The sequence below is a fragment of the Selenomonas sp. genome (genome assembly GCF_052169755.1).
Lineage (GTDB): Bacteria > Bacillota > Negativicutes > Selenomonadales > Selenomonadaceae > Selenomonas.
On record NZ_JBQNBV010000022.1, the window covers coordinates 1 to 19,975 of the forward strand.

Sequence of the window (19,975 nt, forward strand, 5' to 3'; positions counted from 1 at the left end):
TTCGGCGTCGTCTCCGGACGAGACTACGGTATACTCGTACCACAGCTTCGCGCGTTCGGACTGGAATTTGACTATACGGTCTGCAACAACGGCGGCATCATTCGCGACGCAGAAGAAAACGTGCGCTTCCAAGCCGAGATCGAGCCTGCCGCCTTGGCGGCAATCGCCAAGGAACCTTTGGCGCAGAAATCCTTCCACTTCGCCTTTTCGGCAGCCGATGTGACATACCTTTGCCACCAGTCGGAAGGTTCGTGGATCGAGCGCGAAGCAAAGGAATGGGACTTCCCTATCATCTACATCGAAGAAGCCGAGATCGGCACGCTCAAGAAGATCCAGCAATTTTCTATGGGCTTCCCGCTTCCCGCCGAATCCGACGCCTGCGCCGCCGCGCTCAACGCGAAACTCGGCGCGAAGATCCACGCCTACCCGAACGCCTGCAGCCTAGACATCACGCCCGTCGGCGTCGGCAAGGATCAGGGCATACGCACACTGCTCTCCGTCATGGGCTGGGACGGTGCAGAAATCTTCGCCATCGGCGACGAAACGAACGACCTGCCGATGCTCAAAGCATTCGACGGCTATACGCTGACGACGGCACGAGAAGCGATTCAGAAGCAGGCGAAGCAGGCTTTTTCCAGCGTCGGAGCCATGCTGAAACAATATTTAGTATAAAAGAAGATCTTTCTGTAGGCGAGGCGATGTCGTCTTGCCTACAAAACATAGTATACGAGGAGGAGCAGCCATGACTATGGACAAGAAGAAATACGACGAGGTGCTCGCCGCCTTCAGCATCAGCGACGACGAGCTTCAGAAGATTTCCGCCGCCTTCGAGGCGGAGATGCAGACGGGACTTAAGGGCGAAGATTCCACACTGCGAATGCTGCGCTCCTACGTCGCCCTGCCGACGGGCAAGGAAATCGGCGATTTCCTCGCGCTCGACTTCGGCGGCACGAACGTACGCGCTCTGCACATCCTCCTGCACGGCGGCGGCAGGTACCAGGTCATCAAGAAGGTGGCAAAGCCCCTGACCAAGCCGGGCATCTACGACTATGTGGCAGAAAGCGCCACCGCCGAGGAGATGTTCGACTTCCTCGCCGAACTCATCGACGAAGCCATCGAGAGCAATCGCTCGACGACATACCTGCTCGGTCACACCTTCTCCTTCCCATCGGTGCAGACCAACCTCTACAACGCCAAGCTCATCACTTGGACGAAGGAATTCGCGACGCAAGGCGTCGAGGGAAAGGTCGTCAACGACCTGCTGAAGGAAGCCCTCGCACGACGCGGCGCACGAAACGTCATCCCCGTCGCCGTCATCAACGACACCGTCGCCACGCTCCTCGCCGCCGCCTACAAAAAGCCGAACGCCTACATCGGCTCGATCTACGCCACGGGTCAGAACACCTGCTACTTCGAGGAGTTCAACGATGGCTCCGAGCCACCCACCGTCATCAACATGGAATCGGGCGGCTTCGGCAAACTGCGCCCGACGAAATATGACAGGCACATCGACGAAACCTCTGAAAAGCCCGGCGCACAGCACATGGAAAAGATGGTCTCAGGACGCTACCTCGGCGAAATCTACGGCGAGGCGCTCGCCGACATCCTCGGCAAGAACGATCCTTTCTCCTTCACGAGCATCGACCTTTCCACCATCGTCGCCGACGCCTACCTCGACCGCCACGAAGCCGCTGCCATCCTCGAAGAAAAGACCGGCGAGAAGTTCACCGCGCTTGAGCTGCACCTGCTGCAGACCCTCGCCGCTGTCATCATCGCCCGCTCCGCCCGCCTTGTCGCCGCGACCTTCGCAGGCATCGTGCGCCATCGCGCACATGGCGCGGCAATCCCGGAGCAGCATATCGCCATCGACGGCTCCGTCTATGAGAAGATGCCCCTCGTCGCCGAAAACCTCAAGAAAGCACTCGCAGCCCTCCTCGGCGACGACGCCGAAAAGATCCACATCGTCCTCGAAAACACCGGCTCCGCCCTCGGCGCCGCCCTAGCCGCCGCCATGACGATGGAAGGATAAGCCATCAACCATCCCGTGCAGTTTTCAAATGCACGGGATGGTTTTCCATACAAACGCATCGTGTTATTTTTGATCGTGATCTTCTCGCTATGCGCACATATTTCGACTGTGGTTTGATTGACGTCGGCGCCATCGTGACACGCACAGCGGAACTCAACGACATATTTCGCGAAATCAATGATGAAAACGGTAAACCCTTGCTCCGCAAACTTTCAGGACATATGTTCAGCCGTTCTCTATTCCCTAGCGAATATTCTCTCATAAAAACTTCCTCCAGCGTCCAAAACGTAAGTGCAGCATTTCATGCACGCACGAAAGGAAACACCCTCATGCAATACACAGCGCATTACGCGTCGCCGTTCGGCTCCATCACCCTCGCCAGCGACGGCACATCCCTCGTCGGACTTTGGTTCGACGGACAGAAATATTTCGCCGCCACACTCGAAGATGAGCACAAGCAAAAAAGCCTCCCCATATTCGTAGAGACTTTCCGTTGGCTCGATCTCTATTTCAGCGGCAAGAAGCCGAACTTTCTGCCGCCGCTCGCGCCAAAAGCCACGCCGTTTCGCAAAAAGGTCTGGGACGTCCTCCTTTCGATTCCCTACGGAGAAACGACGACCTATGGCGAAATCGCCGCCCGCATCGGCATGAAAAAAGCCGCTCACGCCGTCGGCGGCGCAGTCGCGCACAACCCGATCTCCATCATCGTCCCCTGCCACCGCGTCGTCGGCACGAACGGCAGCCTAACCGGCTATGCCGACGGCATCGACAAGAAGGTGAAACTCTTAGAGCTTGAAGGCGTAGATATGACGCGCTTCTTTGTCCCTTGATCCCCATGCCATCGACGCGGTTACTCGAAGTTTTCCTTTCAAGAAAATATTTTCTCAAATCTCTTTTTTATGATTTTAATGCATAATGTTATTTCTGAATACCACGACCTTTACTGCTCGTTTCATAAGACTTCATCTCCTTTTCCTGATTCTCAACATCCTTTGCGAATGCCCTTGTACCATTCATTCCTTATATGAGCGAAAACCCGAGCAAGCATACTGTAGTAAATGACAGGCAAACAAAATTTTCCCTTAGGTATCCGCATAATTTTTTTCACAGCTTGGAGGTTTCTTTATGAAAAAACTTGCATCCCCCATCCTAGCCGCTCTCTTGCTCTCCTCACTCGCACCTCTCCCAAGCGCCGTCTCTCTCGCCCCCACCGCCGCCCATGCAGCGGTGCAGCCCGACACGATCAGAGAGTATACACGTCCGGCAAAAACAGCGAACAGCGAATACAACGACCGCTCCGTCGAAGCCCCCGTTTCATGGCTCATCGTCGAAGACCATCGTCTTGAAGCCTGCAACGCCGCCGGCAAGTGCGTGACCTACAGCAGCCATCCGATACTTCGCATCAACGGTGAAGGACGCACTGCTCTCGCACACAGTCTTGATACTTGGAGCAAACAGGAAGCGCAAGATGCAAAAAAGGGCTTCGATTTTACCTATGAATGCAAAAAAGACGACCTTAGACGCGACTTTCTCAAAGAGACTGCTTACTTCGACTACTCCGTCATCGCGAAGTGGGGACGCGTCGATGAACACATGATCAGCTTCTGCCTCTTCGGCATCTCCTACGCCGGCGGTGCACACCCGATGCACGGCAAGGGCGGCATGACCTTCGACGCAAAGACAGGAAAAGAAGTCGGCCTCGCTGCGATTGTCTCCAACCGCGAGACTTTGCTCCAAGCACTTGCCGCCGCCTTCCGCACCCAATACCCAAATCGTGAAGAGGAGCTCTTCGCGTATGACATTGACAAGCAGTTAGAACGGATCCATCCTGCCGAAAAAGGACTCGATACCTTCTCGTGGTACATGGGCACGCGCGGCGAACTCGTCTTTCTCTACTCACCCTACGCCCTCGCGCCCTATGCCTCCGGCGACTTCACACTCACCATCAAGCGCGAGGACGCCCCTAGGCTTTTCACCAAGGCTTATCCGTTGAAATGACAAAGGAGGCGCGATCTGTAGTTTGGCTACAGACCGCGCCTGCTATTTTTGCACGCCGGCATCCATCACCGCAATCGCAGCTCTTCACACGGTGTATGCCGAATAAACTTTCAGGACATATGTTCAGCCATCACGCGAAACGGCATGTTTTGTTTTCGCACCCGATTTCAGTGATGGCACATCAAAACGTCACCCTGTACATATGTCCTCACGCCTTACAGAAACCTGGCCAATCCGTCTGCCTCCGTGGCTTGACTTCTTAGGTTCTCATGGCAATATCGACATACTCCCATTTGAGGTTTTCCTTTATTTAGCAGCAACTGGGCAGTGAGCCAACCGTTGCTGCTGTCACGGCTCCACAATATTGAACATGCCGGATTTCCGATCGAGCTCAGTCAGATTGGCCGCCAGTCTTTGCAGCAAGGCTGCATCTCCCTCGATTTTTGCCTTCCGGGCAAATGCATCGTAATCCATGAGCAGCAGGAGCATCGTCTTGGAGCTGCATTCAACCGTCGTGTCCGCAGGAGCTTTTCCCGCATCCTCAGCATGGAGAAGGACGCCGTCCACAAGATAGGCTCTGTAATATTTGCCGAGATCTTCGATATGGAAAAGAATCTCGGCATCCCGGTTTGCCATAGCCTTCTTATCCAGCAGGATATCCATGTAGTCGAATGCCATCTCCGGTGTAAGCTGGCGCATGAGAGCACGGCCAAATTCACCGCCGCTCCTGGGCCGTTTTGTCCTATTGCCCTTCCTCAGTTCAAGCGCACCGGTCAGATAGCAGTTGCGCCATGTGCCGGATTCTGCCTGATAGCCCAGCTGTTCGAGCGCGTCTGCACAGAGAAGTCTTGCCTCCCGATTAGAAGGATCCGCGAATACGAGCTGATTAGTGAATTCGGCAACCCACTGGTATTCCCCCTTGGCGAAATCCCGCCTCGCCTGCGCAAGGCAGGCGTCCATGCTGCCAAGCTCCAGATATTGTGCCATCTTCTTCGCGCTTTGCTCGGCAGGAAGCCTGCAAAGGTTCACCGGGTTGGCGTCATAGTAACCCATATATTTCTGATAGACCGCCATGGCATTGTGCGCCGGCGTCCCATAATACGGCCTTGTATACCAATTTTTAGAAAGCCGCTCCGGCAGCTGCAGCATATTTTCGATTTCCACGCCGTTATACCCCTGGTTGATATAGGTCAATGACTGATCATTGATGTACTTGTATACCGCAGCGGTATTCAGCATATAATCGCGGATGACCTCTTTGCCCCAATGCGGCCAGTTGTGCGACTGGAAGACAACCTCCGATCGATCGGCGTACCGCGACATCGCTTCCATGATATATTTCGCCCATGCATTTCCGTCGCGCACCTCAGCGCCGCGCAGAGTGTACAGGTTATGGAGCGTTGCCGTGCAGTTCTCCGCAGCCCAGAGCGCCTTGTAGCGCGGGAAGTATATGTTCATCTCGGCAGGAGCTTCCGTTCCGGGCGTCAGCTGGAATTCCATCTCCACGCCGTCAATCGTGATTTTTTCGCCGGTCTTCTTTACCTCGTACGACGGCACGACAAAGGATACCGTCCCCTTGGACTGCCCCATGCCGATGCCGATTGACAGCGCGCCCGTCGGGGATTTGTCGATAAGCGTACCGTACTGATAGTTTGCACGCCTCCCCATGGCCTTGCCCGCATAAAGATTCTCTTCCACCGCATGAGTGGTAAATCCTTCTGGAACGATGAGCGGAATCTTGCCTCCTGCAAGCTGCTTCTCGATAGGAAGGGAGGCGTCCGCAACCGTTTTATCGTTCACGAAAGCCCCGACACCACCGAAATGGTCAATATGAGGATGCGAGATAATGACTGCTTTGATCGGTTTCTCCCCGAGATGTTGTTCGACAAGATCGAGAGCTGCCCCTGCACATTCGATGCCCATCGTCGTATCGAGTACGATCCAGCCGGTATCGCCCGCCACAAGGGTGAGATTCGCCATGTCGTACCCGCGCACTTGGTAGATTCCCTTTTCCACCTCGAAAAGACCATAGGCATGGTTGTTTTTGGCATTTTCCCAAAGGCTCGGATTGACGGTATCGGGACTTTCCACTGCGTCTTCCAGAAAACTATACGCTTTCTGGCTCCATACGATATTGCCGTAGGAATCCTTGATCTCCAGCTTTTCAGGCGAGGCAATCCGCCCTCTTTGGGCAAATTCCGCTTCCTGTCTGTCAGCAAAATCCAACAGGCTATAAACAGACTCGTTCTTTTGTCGGGTAAATTCCGTCGCACCCTTTGAATCCGGCGTCAGTTCCTCTGCCGCCGCGCCGCTTCCCTCTCCCGCCTCCATATCCGCCGCCCCACAGGGCGCGGCAGCCAGCAGGATTGCAGCCGTCAGTGAAAGAATCACCTTTCCCGTTGCCATCTTTTTCAATGTTTCTCCCTCCCCATATCGCATACCATACCAAAATCCGCTTCTCCGCGGTTCTTTCATATACATCCCAATATACATGGTACTTTAAAACGAACCAATACGCTTATACTATTATATCATAAATCAGCTGCAAGAGAAGCACCGATTGAAACGCAAGATCTTGAAAAGCGATATGCCCGCAGTGAATACCATAGAAAAAAGTTTATCCATCTTCAACCGACGGAGTACATCTGGCGAACTTCATTTTGTCGGTGCGTTCAAGCAAACTGCCCCGTCACTCCTCGACCAGCCCCATAAAAGTCGCAAAGAACGTCTTGAGCTTTTCGATGACGCCCGCCTTCTTTTCGGCGCGAGCGCCGCCGAAGCGGCGAACGGGCGGCAGGATCGTATCAATCGCCGTGCCCGTCGTCTTGAACCTGCCGTCGCGCAGCGCACTTCGGACGAACTTCTCCGTCTCCTCGGGCTTCAGCTTCTCCTCCTGCACGATTTTCTCAAGCGCCTTCTCCTTCTCCGCATCGACATAGGTGCGCCAGTCCTCCATCACTTTCGTACTCGTATTGACCGTCGCGATGAAGCCGTCGATCAGCTCCTTCTTGCTCCGAAGCTCAGGACTTGCGCCGACGGCGCGGTCGATCGCGCCGATGATGCTCTTGTCCAAACCGTTCGATGCATGATACTTCTCCACGAGCAGCAGAATGTAATCGATATTAATGTCCACCTGCCGGATCAATTCCAGCTCGAACACGACATCGTCGTTGATGTTCTCCTTCTCCGCATTTCCTGCGCCAGTCATCTCGCGATGAATGTCCAAGTACATGCTCTGGTAATCCTGCAAATCGCGCGGCGGCAGGAGCGGATCATTTTCCTCAAAATCGTCAAACGCCGTGAGAATGTTCCGCAGCCGCAGAATGCTGCCGAAGATGCGCACGAAATCCTTCTGCGCCTGCTCGCCCAAGATCGGCTCACCGACAGCAAACTTCTCGCGCAGCTCCAAGATAAGCTCCGCATAGCCCTTGTGATGACGGCCGCTCGCATCGTCATAGCCGTCATAGTAGTCGCAAAAGCCGCGCAGCAGCACGACACTCTCGGCATTCTCATCACCGAAAAGCGAGATTGCATCATCCGTCGCTTTCGCCAGATTGCGAAAAGCAACGATATTGCCAAACGTCTTGACCGAATTCAAAATGCGGTTCGTGCGTGAAAACGCTTGAATCAGCCCGTGGTACTTGAGGTTCTTGTCCACCCAAAGCGTGTTGAGCGTCGTCGCATCAAAGCCCGTGAGGAACATATTGACGACGATGAGCAAATCGATCTCACGCTTCTTCATGCGCTGAGAAAGATCCTTGTAATAATTCTGAAAGGAATCTCCGTCCGTCGAAAAATTCGTAGAAAAACGAGCATTATAGTCCGCAATCGCGTCCGAAAGAAAGTCGCGGCTCGTGCGGTCAAGCCCTGCCGTATCAAAATCCTCATCGGGCAAAGCGTCCTCGGGATCGTCCTCGTTCGCCGCATAGCTGAAAATCGTCGCAACCGCAAGGTCGCGCCCCGCCGCTGCAAGCTGACGCTTGAACTCCTCGTAATATTTCATGCAGACAGGAATCGACGCGACCGCGAACATCGAATTGAATCCCAGCACGCGCTGTCCCTTGAGCGAATACGCCTTGCCGCGCATCGTCTTCTGATCGAAATGCGCGAGGATATATTCCGTCACGGCACGGATGCGCTCGGGCGCGGCAAGCGCCTTCTCACGGTCGATGGCACGCACTTCCTTGTCCTCGATCTCCGCCTTGCTCTTCATCGTGTTGATGTAATCAATGCGAAACGGCAGCACATTGCCGTCGTTGATGGCGTTCACAATCGTATAGGTGTGGAGCTTGTCGCCGAAAAGCTGCGGCGTCGTCCGCGCCGAAGGCTTGCCCGCGCCCGACGCATTCGGCGCGAAAATCGGCGTGCCCGTAAAGCCGAAGATATGATACTTCTTGAACGCCTTCGCAATCGCCGTGTGCATGTCTCCGAACTGCGAGCGATGGCACTCATCGAAAATCAGCACGACATGCTTGCCGTAAATCGCGTGCGTCTTGTTCTGCTTGATGAACATGGCGAGCTTCTGAATCGTCGTGACGACGATGCGCGCCGCATCATTCGCGAGCTGCCCCGCGAGCACGCGCGTCGACGTATTGCCGTTCGCCGCGCCCTTTTCAAAGCGGTCGTACTCCTTCATCGTCTGATAGTCAAGATCCTTGCGGTCGACCACAAAGAGCACCTTGTCAATATCCGGCAGCCCTGCGGCAAGCTGCGCCGTCTTGAACGAAGTCAGCGTCTTGCCCGAGCCCGTCGTGTGCCAGATATAGCCGCCGCCCTCGATCTTGCCCCAAGTCTTATAATTCGACGCGATCTTGATGCGCGACAAAATGCGCTCCGTCGCCGCAATCTGGTACGGACGCATAAGCATCAGCACCTCTTCCGTCGTAAAGATCGAATAGCGCGTCAAAACGGCAAGCAGCGTATGCTTGGCAAGGAACGTGCGTCCAAAATCCATGAGATCGGTGATGAGGCGGTTGCTCGCATCCGCCCAAAACGACGTAAACGCAAAACTGTTGCTCGTCTTCCTGCTCGCCCTGCGCCCCGCCGCATCCATCTCGCGGATATGGCTCGCACGCGTCGTATTGGAATAATACTTCGTATTCGTCCCGTTCGAAATAATGAACACCTGCACATACTCATACAGCCCCGCACCCGCCCAGAAGCTGTCGCGCTGGTAGCGGTTGATCTGGTTGAACGCCTGCCGAATCTCCACACCGCGCCGCTTCAGCTCCAAATGCACGAGCGGCAAGCCGTTGACGAGAATCGTCACATCGTAGCGGTTCGCATGAGCCGCCGCATTCTCTGCTTGAGCGCCCGCACCGCCCTCCACCGCATATTGGTTGATGACCTGCAAACGATTGTTGTAAATGTTCTCCTTGTCGATCAGCTTGATGTTCTTCGTCGTTCCGTCATCGCGCCGAAGATTCTGAATGTAATCCGTCTGAATGCGCCGCGTCTTCGCTGCAATGCCGTCGCCCGCAGGCGCGATCGACGCCTTAAAAAACCGCTCCCACTCCGCATCACTGAACGCATAGTCATTGAGCGCCGAAAGCTGCTCGCGAAGATTCGCGAGCAGCTCCGCCTCGTCATGAATCCGAAGATACGTATAGCCTTCCTCTTCCAGCAGCCCGATCAATGCCCGCTCAAGCGTCGCCTCCGACTGATACGCCGCATACGGCGCCCGCTCCTCGCAAACATACTGGGAGAGCACCGTGCTCTCTTCTGCGCTTGCAATCAGGTTATAGTACATGAGTATCCCTCGTTTCTTTCGTAGGTTTTCCTTCTTAGGAATCACTGATAAATTCAGCATCCCACCTTCACACATCTGCGCTGTCCTCCCGTCGGCGACAAATCCTCGACGTAGCACCGCTACGCCTGTGGTTTGTCTCATCGATAGATACAGTGCATCTGTGCAAATCTGGGCGACCTCATTTTATCAGCGCGTCCCTTATTATTCCCCTAATCCCTCTATTATTCCAATATTCTATCTCGTATTTCGTGAAAGGACTGCTTTTGTCCTGCACTCCCATCGTTTCGCTCCTACAAAAAAAGAGAGCCAGATCTCTCCGACTCTCTCAAGTATGCGTCCGCAAACACATACCCCAATTTGTGTTCTTATTATACTACCGACCAAGAAAATATGCAAGCTTAAATATACGCTTTAAGTGCAGTCATTCGTGCAGATAAGTCCCTATGGATCACGATTGCTGCAACTGCGGGATTCACTGATTTGACATAGTCATCCCTAATGTTCTCAAACTCTCTAACGAATGCTTTAATCTCCGTCTTAGGTACATGCAGGATTTTTAGATAATAGCACACGAGAATGATATAGTCGCCAATCGTCTTGAAATTCACATAGGACAGACCGATTTCTTGCAGCAAACACTGCCTCACGGCTCTATTGGGATCAACACTTCGAAAGCGTGTATCAAAAACCACCGCGTTATGCGCGATTGCATTCCTTAAATCTTTTAGCATGTAAATATACTTGTAGACAAGCTGCCGATCTGTATCATATGCCAAATTCAATCCGATTCTACGGGAAATATCATCACGCACATTATACGTCAAACATGACAAAAGAAATCCAAAATCTCCCATTGTCATGATCTCAAAAAGAGCCCAAATAGGAACACCCGAATAATTCGCATTATCATAGAAATGCGTTATTTTAGGATTTCCTCTTCGATATTCTTTTGCAAGACTCGACTGAATCGCGTTTTGCAAATTAAGCTTTGCTTGCTGTAGTTTTCTCTTTTTTTCCACATTCGCTCCAACTGGCGAATTATGATATCCACTGACCGCACGATCACACATCACTTGGATGCTCTCCGACCTTACCTTTGTAAGAATCGCCTCCACCGCAATATTCTTGACTGCAGTTTCGATAAACATCACCTTTCCATACAGCAAAGATTTCAGAGCTGCATCGTATCGAATCGTCGCATATACCTCGCCATACGAAGTAAATGGCAGACTATTTCCTGCACGATGAAAAAACCGATACCCTTTGTAGCCATGAAAATATCCTGTATTGATCAGTTGGCGTTTTTGCGTACTCCCAGAAACCGCTATGCCCTTATCGCGAAGATGACGCATCAAACCATCCGTGGTTTTATAACTCATAAGAACCTCCTGCCATTTTCCATAAGCCTATTATACCAAATATATATTCTTATAACAATATGCATAGAAACAACCTTTTCGCCAATCAGCTGCACTCTTCGAGCTTGCTTCTTGGAAAGGTCAGCAGTTTGTCGCGGTAGTGTTCGTATTGCCTCTTGCGTGCGGCGATCTCGGCGGGAAGGCCGCTTGTGAGATCGTTGCATAGGGCGTCGAAACGATCGAGGATGGAGACGATTTTTTGCTGAACTTCGAGCGGCGGGACGGGGATACGGTATTTCATTACTGCGCCTTTATCTCCTCTAGGCATTTTAGTGCCTTTAGAATATGTTACATCGTAATGGAAAAACTGATTAGATGACAATGTATAATACAAATACCGATGAAGGATTTTTTCGCCTTCATTTAGCCGAATGGTTAATACATCCCCATTCGTTCCCCCACTGCAATTCGCCATCCATATCTTTTTTAGATACGGACGAATATTTCCTATCAATATATCGTTGTGAGTAAATGCTATGGATGTATGTACGTTTGGAAGACTGTCCGCAACACGTCTCCCCGCTCTATCTTGTAATAAAGTTTCAACACCTACATAGTTGTCAACATGGATATTCTTGGTTTCAATTCTATCCCTAACGTAATAAGCAACCTCTCCTAAAGCCTTCCATTCAACCTCAAACGCTTTTTGCCACAGCCCAAATTTACTTATTCTTTGAGCTTGTCTGTCTGTCTGTCTGTCTGTCTGAATAATTGTATCATCCACACGGACAAAATTCAAAAGGCTGTCGCGGTAAAAATTATATTGCTTTTTCCGTAATGTAAGTTCCGCTGTAAGTTCCGCTGTAAGTTCCGTAAAATTATCTAACAATTTTACGATTTCATTTTGAATTTCTAATGGCGGGACGGGAATTTCATAGTTTTCTGTATCCACGATAGAAATTTGTGGCAACTTTCCCATCTTTGCTTTGTTTTGAAAATACGTTGCATTTTTTTCTAGCATATAATAAACATACTTCAAAGAAGTCGCATTGTCACAACATGTATATGACCACATTTCATTTTTATGCGAAAAGGGTTTTGTATAATATTCAAATCCTATATTACCACGTGATTTCACAATAATACCTGGTTCTCTTATAACAGCCGATTTATCAATATCACTTTCTCTAACATCCGCAAAAGTATTTCCTGCCGCAAATATACGAATTTCACCATTCGGTATATGCAATTCTTTCATTTTCCCTGCGGTAATTGCCATCCCTGTATGACGAGATAAAAATTCCCCCAGCTTCCTATACTCCACCCCATTCGGGCAAAGCTCTTCCATCAACTCCCTCAGCCTGCTCATAGCGCGATGCCCTCCTCGTCCTCGATCTCGGCAATGATCTTGTCGATTTCACGCCGCAGCACTTCTTCTCGTGCAACGATCTCGCGAATCTCTGCATTGAGCGCCACGATGTCGATGACTTCGCGCGTGTCTTCCGGCTCGACGTAAGTGCTGACGGAGAGGTTGTAGTCCTCAGCGGCAATTTCCTCGCCTCGGACGCGGCGCACCGTGTGGGCGACATCCGCGCGGTCAGTATACATCTGCAGGATATGCTCGATATTTTCCTGCGTGAGCTTGTTGTTGTTCGTGACCTTGATGCATTCCTTCGAAGCGTCGATGAAGAGCGTAGTCGTATCCGCTTTCGACTTTTTTAGCACCATGATGCAGGTCGCGATGCTCGTGCCGAAAAAGAGATTGTCCGGCAATTGGATCACGGCATCGACGAAATTGCTGTCGATGAGGTACTGGCGAATCTTCTTCTCCGCGCCGCCGCGATACATGATGCCGGGGAAGCAAACGATCGCTGCCGTACCATTCGCCGCCAGCCAAGCGAGCGCGTGCAGAATGAAGGCGAAGTCGGCTTTCGACGGCGGCGCAAGCACACCCGCAGGCGCAAAACGCGGATCATTGATGAGCAGAGGATTTTCCTTGCCCACCCATCGAATCGAATACGGCGGATTGGAAACGATCGCCTCAAACGGCTCGAATGCATCATGCTGCGGATCGGTCAGCGTGTCGCCGCGCGCAATGTCGAAGTCATCGAAATTGATGTCATGCAGGAACATATTGATGCGGCAAAGATTGTACGTCGTGATGTTGATCTCCTGCCCGTAAAAGCCGTTTCGCACATTCTCCTTGCCGAGAATTTTGGCAAACTTCAGCAATAAAGATCCACTGCCGCAGGCAGGATCGTATACTTTGTTCACCCGCGCCTTGCCGATGACCGTGAGGCGCGTCAGAAGCTCGGAGACTTCCTGCGGCGTATAGTATTCGCCGCCGCTCTTACCAGCGTTCGAAGCGTACATGCCCATGAGATATTCATAGGCGTCGCCGAAAGCGTCGATCGTGTTGTCCCGGTAGTGCCCAAGCTGCATTTCGCCGATACCGTCGAGGAGTTTCACGAGCTTTGCATTGCGCTCCTTCACCGTAGCGCCGAGCTTGTTGCTGTTGACGTCGAGATCTTCAAAAAGCCCCGCGAGATCGTTTTCGCTCGCCGTGCCGGTCGCCGAGGCTTCAATGTTGTGAAACACCTTTTCCAGCGTCTCATTGAGGTTTTCATTCGTCGGCGCACTTTTTCGCACATTGGCAAAAAGCTCGCTCGGCAGGATGAAGTATCCCTGCTCCTCTACGAGATTCTCGCGCTCCGTCTCCGCCTCTTCATCGGACAGTGCGGCATAATCAAACGCCATATCCCCCGCCTCATGCGCCTCATGGTTGAGGTAATTCGTCAGCTTCTCCGAGATATAGCGATAAAAGAGCGTGCCCAAGACATACTGCTTGAAATCCCAGCCATCCACCGAACCGCGCAGATCGTTCGCAATCTGCCAGATCGCCCGATGCAGCTCCGCCCGCTCCATTTCCTTCTTGTTGTCCATCGTATCGCCTCCGCAATCAGTATCTTTTTATACTTCGCGCTGACTCTCTCTTTGTCCTGCTCCATGCAAAGGAAATCCGACAAATCAGAACAGGGCGCTGTCATTTTCTTGTAACTTGTACGTAACTTTCAAGCCGAGAATCAGCGCATTTTGTCAATCTCACGGACAAATTCAGCACGTCGCGATAAGCGAAAAAGCCCGCCAGTACTGGACTGACGGGCTTTTGTAACTTTCTATTCGGTTCTTGCTGCTTAACGCTTCGAGAACTGCGAGGCCTTGCGAGCCTTCTTGAGACCGTACTTGCGGCGTTCTTTCTCACGCGGATCACGCGTGACGAAACCAGCCTTCTTCAAAGCCGGACGAAGCTCTCCGTCCAGCTCCATCAGAGCGCGCGTGATGCCGTGGCGGATCGCGCCTGCCTGACCCGAAGCACCGCCGCCCTTGACGTTGGCGATGACGTCGTATTTATCGACGGTATCGGTGAGGTTCAGCGGCTGACGAACGATGAGTTCAAGCGTCTTGAGACCGAAATACTCTTCCATATCGCGACCATTGATCGTGACCTTGCCGTCACCGGGAACCAAACGAACGCGAGCAACCGAGGTCTTCCTGCGACCCGTGCCGTAATAGCTGACTAATGCCATAGATTAAAGCTCCTCCTTCCAGAAATCAACGGATGTCGAGCGCGAGCGCTTCGGGCTTCTGCGCTGCATGGGGGTGTTCCGAACCGGCATAGACGTTGAGTTTGCGGTACATCTGTGCGCCGAGACGATTCTTCGGCAACATGCCGCGCACCGCTTTTTCAATGACCTTTTCCGGAGCTTTCTCCATGAGCTTCCCCGCCGCTGTGAACGTCGTGCCACCCGGATATCCGGAATGACGGAAGTACATCTTGTCCGTGAGTTTCTTACCTGTAAAGACCGCCTTCTCTGCGTTGATTACGATGACGAAATCTCCCGTATCAACATGCGGTGTAAAGGTCGGCTTATTTTTGCCGCGGAGCACCTTAGCGACTTCCGCAGCCAATCGACCTACCGTCTGACCGGCAGCATCGACAACATACCACTTGCGCTCGATATTCGCTGCATTCGCCATAAATGTCGTCTTCATGCGAATCCTCCCTCAACTTATTGCAATGCATTATTTTCATAGATGATGATCCGTCGGCGCTCCGGGGCTAATGGATGCGCTTGCTACGGCTCATACAGAGATATTCTATTCAAAAAGGTATGGCTTGTCAAGCCTTATTTCTGCTTTCTGCATCATACAGCAGCATAAATGCTGCTGTATGATGCAGAAAGCAGTCCTTAGAAGCCGCTAAATTCAAAGGCATTTTCATAGTGACGCACGGTATACGATTCTCCCGCAGCGAGAATCTCGATGACGTCAAACCGACAGGCGCGTTCTTCAAATCCATGCTTTTGCACATACAAAAAGGCGGTGCGAAAAATGCGCTGCTGCTTCGTGCGTCCTACCGCCTGTGCAGGTGCGCCGAAGTGCGTCGGGCGGCGCGTCTTGACTTCGACGAAGATCAGTGCGCCGCCTTTCTCGGCGATGATGTCGATCTCGCCAACCTTTGCACGAAACTGGCGCTCCAAGATGCGGCAGCCGTGCTGTTCCAAATACCGTGCCGCCGCTTCTTCGCCCTGATCGCCGAAGTCTTTCTTCGTCATCTGGGCAACTCCACCCTTTGATTTTGATGCCGCTTGTCTATGCGATAGACATAGGCTAGAACTTCCGCCACCGTGCGATAAAGTTCCGGCGGAATCTCGCGGTCAAGTTCAAGTGCCATCAGCATGTTGACCAACGATTTATTTTGATAGACGGGAATCGCATTTTTCTGCGCTGCCGCGAGGATATTTTCCGCGACGAAGCCACGCCCCTTCGCCACGACCTTCGGCGCCTGCTGTCGCTGCGGTTCGTAGCGCAGCGCTACAGCCCTTTTATCGGCGATGTTCTCCTGCTCTTGCACCGACAGTTCTTGATTTTCCATGTTCATATTCATCATTCTTTGCTACCCGCTACACTGACTTTGAGATCGGCAAGCTCCAATGTCATGGTGCGAAAGGATTCCTTGAATTCCGGAATATATGATTTGAACTCGTCCACAACGGACGCTTCAGAAAAGAGTACGCGCATATTGAGACTCTTTGCATCGTACACCTGACATGTGAGCTCAACCGCTCCGATATGATCGGTCAGCACGCAGAGCCTAAGCCACGTTTCCTTGTGCATCTGCCCATCCTCGGGCGAATATTTTTCTTCGTTGTAGACATTAGCGTAAGCGGGGAAACTCTGCTTTTCCCCTTCTCCCATATAAAGAGGCAGCATGAAGTTCAGCGAACGGTGCGTATTGCCCTTGCCATCCGTTTGAAACAGACTGCCTCCCTCCATCGACCGTTTCATCGAAGCGGCAAACTCCGCGACGTCCTTGCCCGCTCGCTTGAGTTGCTGCGCTTTCATATCCTTCACCGCCGTCATGTCGCACAACTGCATAAACGCCCAAAGACGCGGCAAATCGCCTAGATTCTTCTGCACAGCGGCTTGATTGACGGCGGCTGGAATATTGTTCTGACTGAGACGCAGGAGAAGCTGCAGCTGCTTCGCGTCCTTGTCCGGCAAGAGCTTTTGTCCGTTGTTGACAAAATCACGCAGCAAGGCAGCGTCTTTCTCTGTAAGCGGCATGTTCTTCAACATGAACGTCGCCGTGTCTTTCAGGCTCTGCATGAGCTGCGGCGTGTTTTGCATCACGGGCGTCTGCCGCGCAGACGTCTTCGCCTCGCTCGATAGATTGGCGGAAGGATTCGTCGGATTTTGCCCTTGCTGCTGCGGCTTTTCCTGCGCTGCACTTTGCGAAGCTCCATCCTGTCTCGTCGGCTGCGGATTCGCGCTCTGCGGCTCTTGGCGCGGTACTGCCGTTTCGGACGACCTGCCGTTCTGCAAAGCGCCGCGCAGCGCTTGTTCACTCGGCTGCCCCTTGCTTTCGGCGGCAGTTCCCTGCCCCGCAGACTTTTGCGGCTGCACTTCACTCTGCCCTTGCTGTGCATTCGTCTGCGTCTTGCCTTCCGGTACGCGATTGCCCGCTGCATCTTGGGGCGCTGTTTCTGCCGCACCGTCCTCCGTGCTCAGCAACGTCCCTGCCTGCGCCCCCTTAGCGTCTTGCTGCACGGCATTTTCAGCTTTTGCAGGCTGCGGCAGCACCGCCTCTTTTCCCTGCGGCGCCGCTTCCCCCTCCGCTGTCCCTTGTGCGGCAGGCGCCCGCTCTTCCATAGGCTTCAGCGTTTGCTCTGCGGACTGCTGCTGCGCCGCCTTTGCACCGCCGTCGGCATCGGCGCCGCCCTCGGGTGAGGTCTGCGCCTGCATGGTCAAAGCGGCACTCTCCTCACCGGGACGCGGCAGAAAATACTGCACGAGCGACCTTAGAAAATCAAGGGATCCCGCTTCATTCGTCGATTGCCCGCCCTGCGGCTGCTGCTGCGCCAAAAGCGCCAACGCCTGCTGCAGCGCAACAGGCAAATCATCCAAAGTCTTGGCGTCGAGCAACTGAAACGACAGCTTATTGAGCAATGCCGGTTCCAACGAACCGCCGCCCTCCTGCGCCGTCAAAAGCGACTTCAAATTCTGCAGCAAAGTCTGCATACTCTCACTGAAATCGCCAACCTGCACACCTTTTTCCGCCAATGCGCCCAACTGTGTGAGCATACGCGACAATGTACCCAACTGCTCCAAAGAGAAGCGCTGACTTTCCGTCGTACTTCCCAGCCCCTCTTCCAAGGTCGCATGTAAAGAAAACGCACTCTCCATAACATTGCGGATCACCTTTTGCAGCTGATCCGGCAAAACCTCAACAGAGTCCTCCTGCCCTTGCGAGATTCTTCCAAGAATCGACGACAAATCCGCGATGGAGTTTCGTATCGAAACATTGGTTTCCTTTGCAAAAGGCGAGGACGAAGCCCCGTCCCCGCGTCGTATTACGGCATCTGTCGATCCCGTCGTCTGAGGCCGCTGTACGCGCTGCAAAGATCCTGCAGCATTGGCGGCATTTGCTTCCATTGCCATGAAACGAATCCTCCGTGCAAACTACACGCACAAACGTCCACTTCGTAGACATTGTGCCCCGCCCTTACAGAAACCTTGCCAATCCGTCTGCGCCTTCGGCTTGACTTCTTGGGGTTTCATGTAAATTAAATCTACGTCGCCATCGAACGAATCGGCTCAAACGTCCGTCGATGGATAGGGCAAGGACCATACTTTCGCAAAGCATCCAAATGCTCCGCCGTGCCGTACCCCTTATGCTTCCCGAAGCCATACTGCGGGTATTCCTCATCGTATGCCAACATCAAGCGATCCCGAGCAACCTTCGCTACAATCGACGCCGCCGCGATCGACGCAGACTTCGCGTCACCGTGAACCAGTGAAAGAGACGGCATAGAAAGCTGCAACGGTACGGCATCAATCAATACCCGCTGCGGCTGCGGCTTTAATGCGGCAACAGCCTCACACATGCCCTGCTTCGTCGCCTGGTAAATATTTTTTTCGTCAATGATCTTCTCGGAGATGCTCACGATCTCCACAGCAACGGCGCTCTCCAAGATGGCAGAAAAAAGCTGCTCACGCGCGCTCGCAGACAACTTCTTTGAATCATTCAAATGCGGCAAAAAAAGCCCCACCGGTAAAATAGCCGCCGCAGCCACGACAGGTCCAGCCAAGGGACCGCGTCCGGCTTCATCGACGCCTGCTACGAGCGTACAGCCCTTTTCCCGCGCCAAAAACTCATAACGATACAAAGCTTCCACACGAGCACGTTCCTGCGCTTCCCGCTCCCATCGACGCACCAATTTCTGCACCCCTGCGCGAGTATCCGACCGACATTGCTCTTGCAGCTTTGCCGACCATCGCCCTGCCGCATAAAGGCGCTCCAATTCTTTTATCGTCATTTCTTCCCCATCCATTAACCGCCATACGCCTCATTCGGCACATCCAAAGGCGGCGCATCCAAACTGATCTTGCCAAACTTCCCCATGCGAAACTCCGACAGAAGAATATGCTGCACCTTCTCCAAATCAATGCGTCCGCCCTTCAACAGACAACCGCGCTTGCGCCCGATCATCTCCATAAGCTCCTCAGCCGCCTCCGGCAGCGCATCCTTGCACTTGAAGCGCTCCTGCAAACGCTCCGGATGATCGCGCCGCAGCGCCATAAGCAAAAGGTGCGCTACATTTTCCATATCATAAATTTCATCGTTGACCGCACCCGTAAACGCCAGCTTCAATCCGACCTCTCGATCCTCAAACTTCGGCCAAAGAATGCCCGGCGTATCGAGGAGATCGACATCCGCGCCAATGCGGATCCACTGCTTGGCACGCGTGACGCCCGGCTTGTCCGCCGTCTTTGCCTTCGCTGCACCCGCCAGACGATTGATCAACGATGACTTCCCCACGTTCGGTATGCCAAGAATCATCACTCGCGCCTTGCGTGCCGCCACGCCTTTTGCCACCAGCCGCTCCGTCCGATACCGCGCCGCTTTCTCGATGAGCGCCAAAAGTTCCCGCGTCCCCTTTCCTGTCACCGAATCGAGTGCCACCGCCGGAAGTTCATGCGCACAAAAATAATCCAGCCAGCGCTTCGTCATCTTCTCATCTGCCAAATCCCTCTTATTGAGCGCCACGATGCGCGGCTTATCCGCCACAATCTCACGCAGCATGGGATTTGCGCTCGCCGCCGGAATCCGTGCATCCAGAAGCTCGACGACGACATCAACGAGCTTCAGATTCGCCTCCACCAACTCCCGCGCCTTCTTCATGTGACCCGGATACCATTGGATGATAGGCAGGTCGTTTTTCCTGTCATTTTCCATCATGATGTATATTCCTCTCAGACCTTGATTTTGCCAAATCC

Annotated in this window: 16 protein-coding genes and 1 pseudogene; 5 read left to right on the plus strand and 12 right to left on the minus strand. The window is 53.1% G+C overall.

Annotation, left to right across the window (positions count from 1 at the left end):
• The 5 genes and pseudogenes from ACTTKG_RS02985 to ACTTKG_RS03005 form a co-directional block, all read left to right on the plus strand.
• Positions 1 to 672, plus strand: a 672-nt coding sequence (locus tag ACTTKG_RS02985; protein WP_442672774.1) for an HAD hydrolase family protein, incomplete at its 5' end; no start/stop codon positions are given.
• A gap of 70 nt (positions 673 to 742) precedes the next feature.
• Complete coding sequence (locus tag ACTTKG_RS02990) at positions 743 to 2,029, plus strand: hexokinase (RefSeq protein ID WP_442672775.1); 1,287 nt, start codon at positions 743 to 745, stop codon at positions 2,027 to 2,029.
• A gap of 65 nt (positions 2,030 to 2,094) precedes the next feature.
• Positions 2,095 to 2,211 (plus strand): annotated as a pseudogene (locus ACTTKG_RS02995) (BglII/BstYI family type II restriction endonuclease); the annotation flags it as partial.
• A gap of 147 nt (positions 2,212 to 2,358) precedes the next feature.
• Positions 2,359 to 2,859, plus strand: coding sequence for a methylated-DNA--[protein]-cysteine S-methyltransferase (locus ACTTKG_RS03000; RefSeq protein ID WP_442672776.1), 501 nt, complete (start codon positions 2,359 to 2,361; stop codon positions 2,857 to 2,859).
• A 295-nt stretch (positions 2,860 to 3,154) separates the two neighbouring features.
• Positions 3,155 to 4,027 (plus strand): DUF3298 domain-containing protein, encoded by an 873-nt coding sequence (locus ACTTKG_RS03005; RefSeq protein ID WP_442672777.1) that lies wholly within the window; start codon positions 3,155 to 3,157, stop codon positions 4,025 to 4,027.
• Between the two features lie 348 nt (positions 4,028 to 4,375).
• On the opposite strand, the gene ACTTKG_RS03010 is transcribed toward ACTTKG_RS03005, so the two are convergent.
• The 12 genes from ACTTKG_RS03010 to ylqF all read right to left on the minus strand — a co-directional run bounded on the left by ACTTKG_RS03010 (position 4,376) and on the right by ylqF (position 19,937).
• The gene (locus tag ACTTKG_RS03010) at positions 4,376 to 6,433 is read right to left on the minus strand and encodes an alkyl/aryl-sulfatase (protein ID WP_442672787.1); all 2,058 of its coding nucleotides are present in this window, start codon (positions 6,431 to 6,433) and stop codon (positions 4,376 to 4,378) included.
• A gap of 283 nt (positions 6,434 to 6,716) precedes the next feature.
• Entirely contained in the window at positions 6,717 to 9,776 is a 3,060-nt protein-coding gene (locus ACTTKG_RS03015) for a type I restriction endonuclease subunit R (protein ID WP_442672778.1), read from the minus strand.
• A gap of 398 nt (positions 9,777 to 10,174) precedes the next feature.
• Complete coding sequence (locus ACTTKG_RS03020) at positions 10,175 to 11,155, minus strand: Abi family protein (RefSeq protein ID WP_442672779.1); 981 nt, start codon at positions 11,153 to 11,155, stop codon at positions 10,175 to 10,177.
• Between the two features lie 85 nt (positions 11,156 to 11,240).
• A complete protein-coding gene (locus ACTTKG_RS03025) occupies positions 11,241 to 12,503 on the minus strand; it encodes a restriction endonuclease subunit S (RefSeq protein ID WP_442672780.1) in 1,263 nt (420 codons plus the stop codon).
• A complete protein-coding gene (locus ACTTKG_RS03030; RefSeq protein WP_442672781.1) occupies positions 12,500 to 14,077 on the minus strand; it encodes a type I restriction-modification system subunit M in 1,578 nt (525 codons plus the stop codon). The genes ACTTKG_RS03025 and ACTTKG_RS03030 overlap by 4 nt, the downstream gene beginning before the upstream one ends.
• Positions 14,078 to 14,328: 251 nt before the next feature.
• On the minus strand, positions 14,329 to 14,721 hold the full coding sequence (gene rpsI / locus ACTTKG_RS03035) for a 30S ribosomal protein S9 (RefSeq protein ID WP_006192988.1): 393 nt from the start codon (positions 14,719 to 14,721) through the stop codon (positions 14,329 to 14,331).
• A gap of 25 nt (positions 14,722 to 14,746) precedes the next feature.
• Positions 14,747 to 15,187, minus strand: coding sequence for a 50S ribosomal protein L13 (gene rplM, locus ACTTKG_RS03040; protein WP_442672782.1), 441 nt, complete (start codon positions 15,185 to 15,187; stop codon positions 14,747 to 14,749).
• 197 nt (positions 15,188 to 15,384) lie between these two features.
• Complete coding sequence (locus tag ACTTKG_RS03045; protein WP_442672783.1) at positions 15,385 to 15,750, minus strand: YraN family protein; 366 nt, start codon at positions 15,748 to 15,750, stop codon at positions 15,385 to 15,387.
• Positions 15,747 to 16,085: an EscU/YscU/HrcU family type III secretion system export apparatus switch protein gene (locus ACTTKG_RS03050; protein ID WP_442672784.1), complete on the minus strand. Its 339-nt coding sequence runs from the start codon at positions 16,083 to 16,085 to the stop codon at positions 15,747 to 15,749. Before ACTTKG_RS03050 ends, ACTTKG_RS03045 begins: the two co-directional genes overlap by 4 nt.
• Complete coding sequence (locus ACTTKG_RS03055; RefSeq protein WP_442672785.1) at positions 16,082 to 18,136, minus strand: hypothetical protein; 2,055 nt, start codon at positions 18,134 to 18,136, stop codon at positions 16,082 to 16,084. Before ACTTKG_RS03055 ends, ACTTKG_RS03050 begins: the two co-directional genes overlap by 4 nt.
• A 131-nt stretch (positions 18,137 to 18,267) precedes the next feature.
• Complete coding sequence (locus ACTTKG_RS03060) at positions 18,268 to 19,014, minus strand: ribonuclease HII (RefSeq protein WP_442672786.1); 747 nt, start codon at positions 19,012 to 19,014, stop codon at positions 18,268 to 18,270.
• A gap of 14 nt (positions 19,015 to 19,028) precedes the next feature.
• Positions 19,029 to 19,937: a ribosome biogenesis GTPase YlqF gene (gene ylqF, locus ACTTKG_RS03065; protein ID WP_442672788.1), complete on the minus strand. Its 909-nt coding sequence runs from the start codon at positions 19,935 to 19,937 to the stop codon at positions 19,029 to 19,031.
• Between the last annotated feature and the right edge of the window lie 38 nt (positions 19,938 to 19,975).

Bases quoted from the DNA above. Each gene is read 5' to 3' on its own strand.
- ACTTKG_RS03025 (WP_442672780.1), bottom strand. From the start codon at position 12,503: ATGAGCAGGCTGAGGGAGTTGATGGAAGAGCTTTGCCCGAATGGGGTG.
- ACTTKG_RS02990 (WP_442672775.1), top strand. From the start codon at position 743: ATGACTATGGACAAGAAGAAATACGACGAGGTGCTCGCCGCCTTCAGC.
- ACTTKG_RS03000 (WP_442672776.1), top strand. From the start codon at position 2,359: ATGCAATACACAGCGCATTACGCGTCGCCGTTCGGCTCCATCACCCTC.
- ACTTKG_RS03055 (WP_442672785.1), bottom strand. From the start codon at position 18,136: ATGGCAATGGAAGCAAATGCCGCCAATGCTGCAGGATCTTTGCAGCGC.
- ACTTKG_RS03045 (WP_442672783.1), bottom strand. From the start codon at position 15,750: ATGACGAAGAAAGACTTCGGCGATCAGGGCGAAGAAGCGGCGGCACGG.
- ACTTKG_RS03020 (WP_442672779.1), bottom strand. From the start codon at position 11,155: ATGAGTTATAAAACCACGGATGGTTTGATGCGTCATCTTCGCGATAAG.
- ACTTKG_RS03060 (WP_442672786.1), bottom strand. From the start codon at position 19,014: ATGACGATAAAAGAATTGGAGCGCCTTTATGCGGCAGGGCGATGGTCG.
- ACTTKG_RS03005 (WP_442672777.1), top strand. From the start codon at position 3,155: ATGAAAAAACTTGCATCCCCCATCCTAGCCGCTCTCTTGCTCTCCTCA.
- rplM (WP_442672782.1), bottom strand. From the start codon at position 15,187: ATGAAGACGACATTTATGGCGAATGCAGCGAATATCGAGCGCAAGTGG.
- ylqF (WP_442672788.1), bottom strand. From the start codon at position 19,937: ATGATGGAAAATGACAGGAAAAACGACCTGCCTATCATCCAATGGTAT.
- ACTTKG_RS03015 (WP_442672778.1), bottom strand. From the start codon at position 9,776: ATGTACTATAACCTGATTGCAAGCGCAGAAGAGAGCACGGTGCTCTCC.
- ACTTKG_RS03030 (WP_442672781.1), bottom strand. From the start codon at position 14,077: ATGGACAACAAGAAGGAAATGGAGCGGGCGGAGCTGCATCGGGCGATC.
- rpsI (WP_006192988.1), bottom strand. From the start codon at position 14,721: ATGGCATTAGTCAGCTATTACGGCACGGGTCGCAGGAAGACCTCGGTT.
- ACTTKG_RS03050 (WP_442672784.1), bottom strand. From the start codon at position 16,085: ATGATGAATATGAACATGGAAAATCAAGAACTGTCGGTGCAAGAGCAG.
- ACTTKG_RS03010 (WP_442672787.1), bottom strand. From the start codon at position 6,433: ATGGCAACGGGAAAGGTGATTCTTTCACTGACGGCTGCAATCCTGCTG.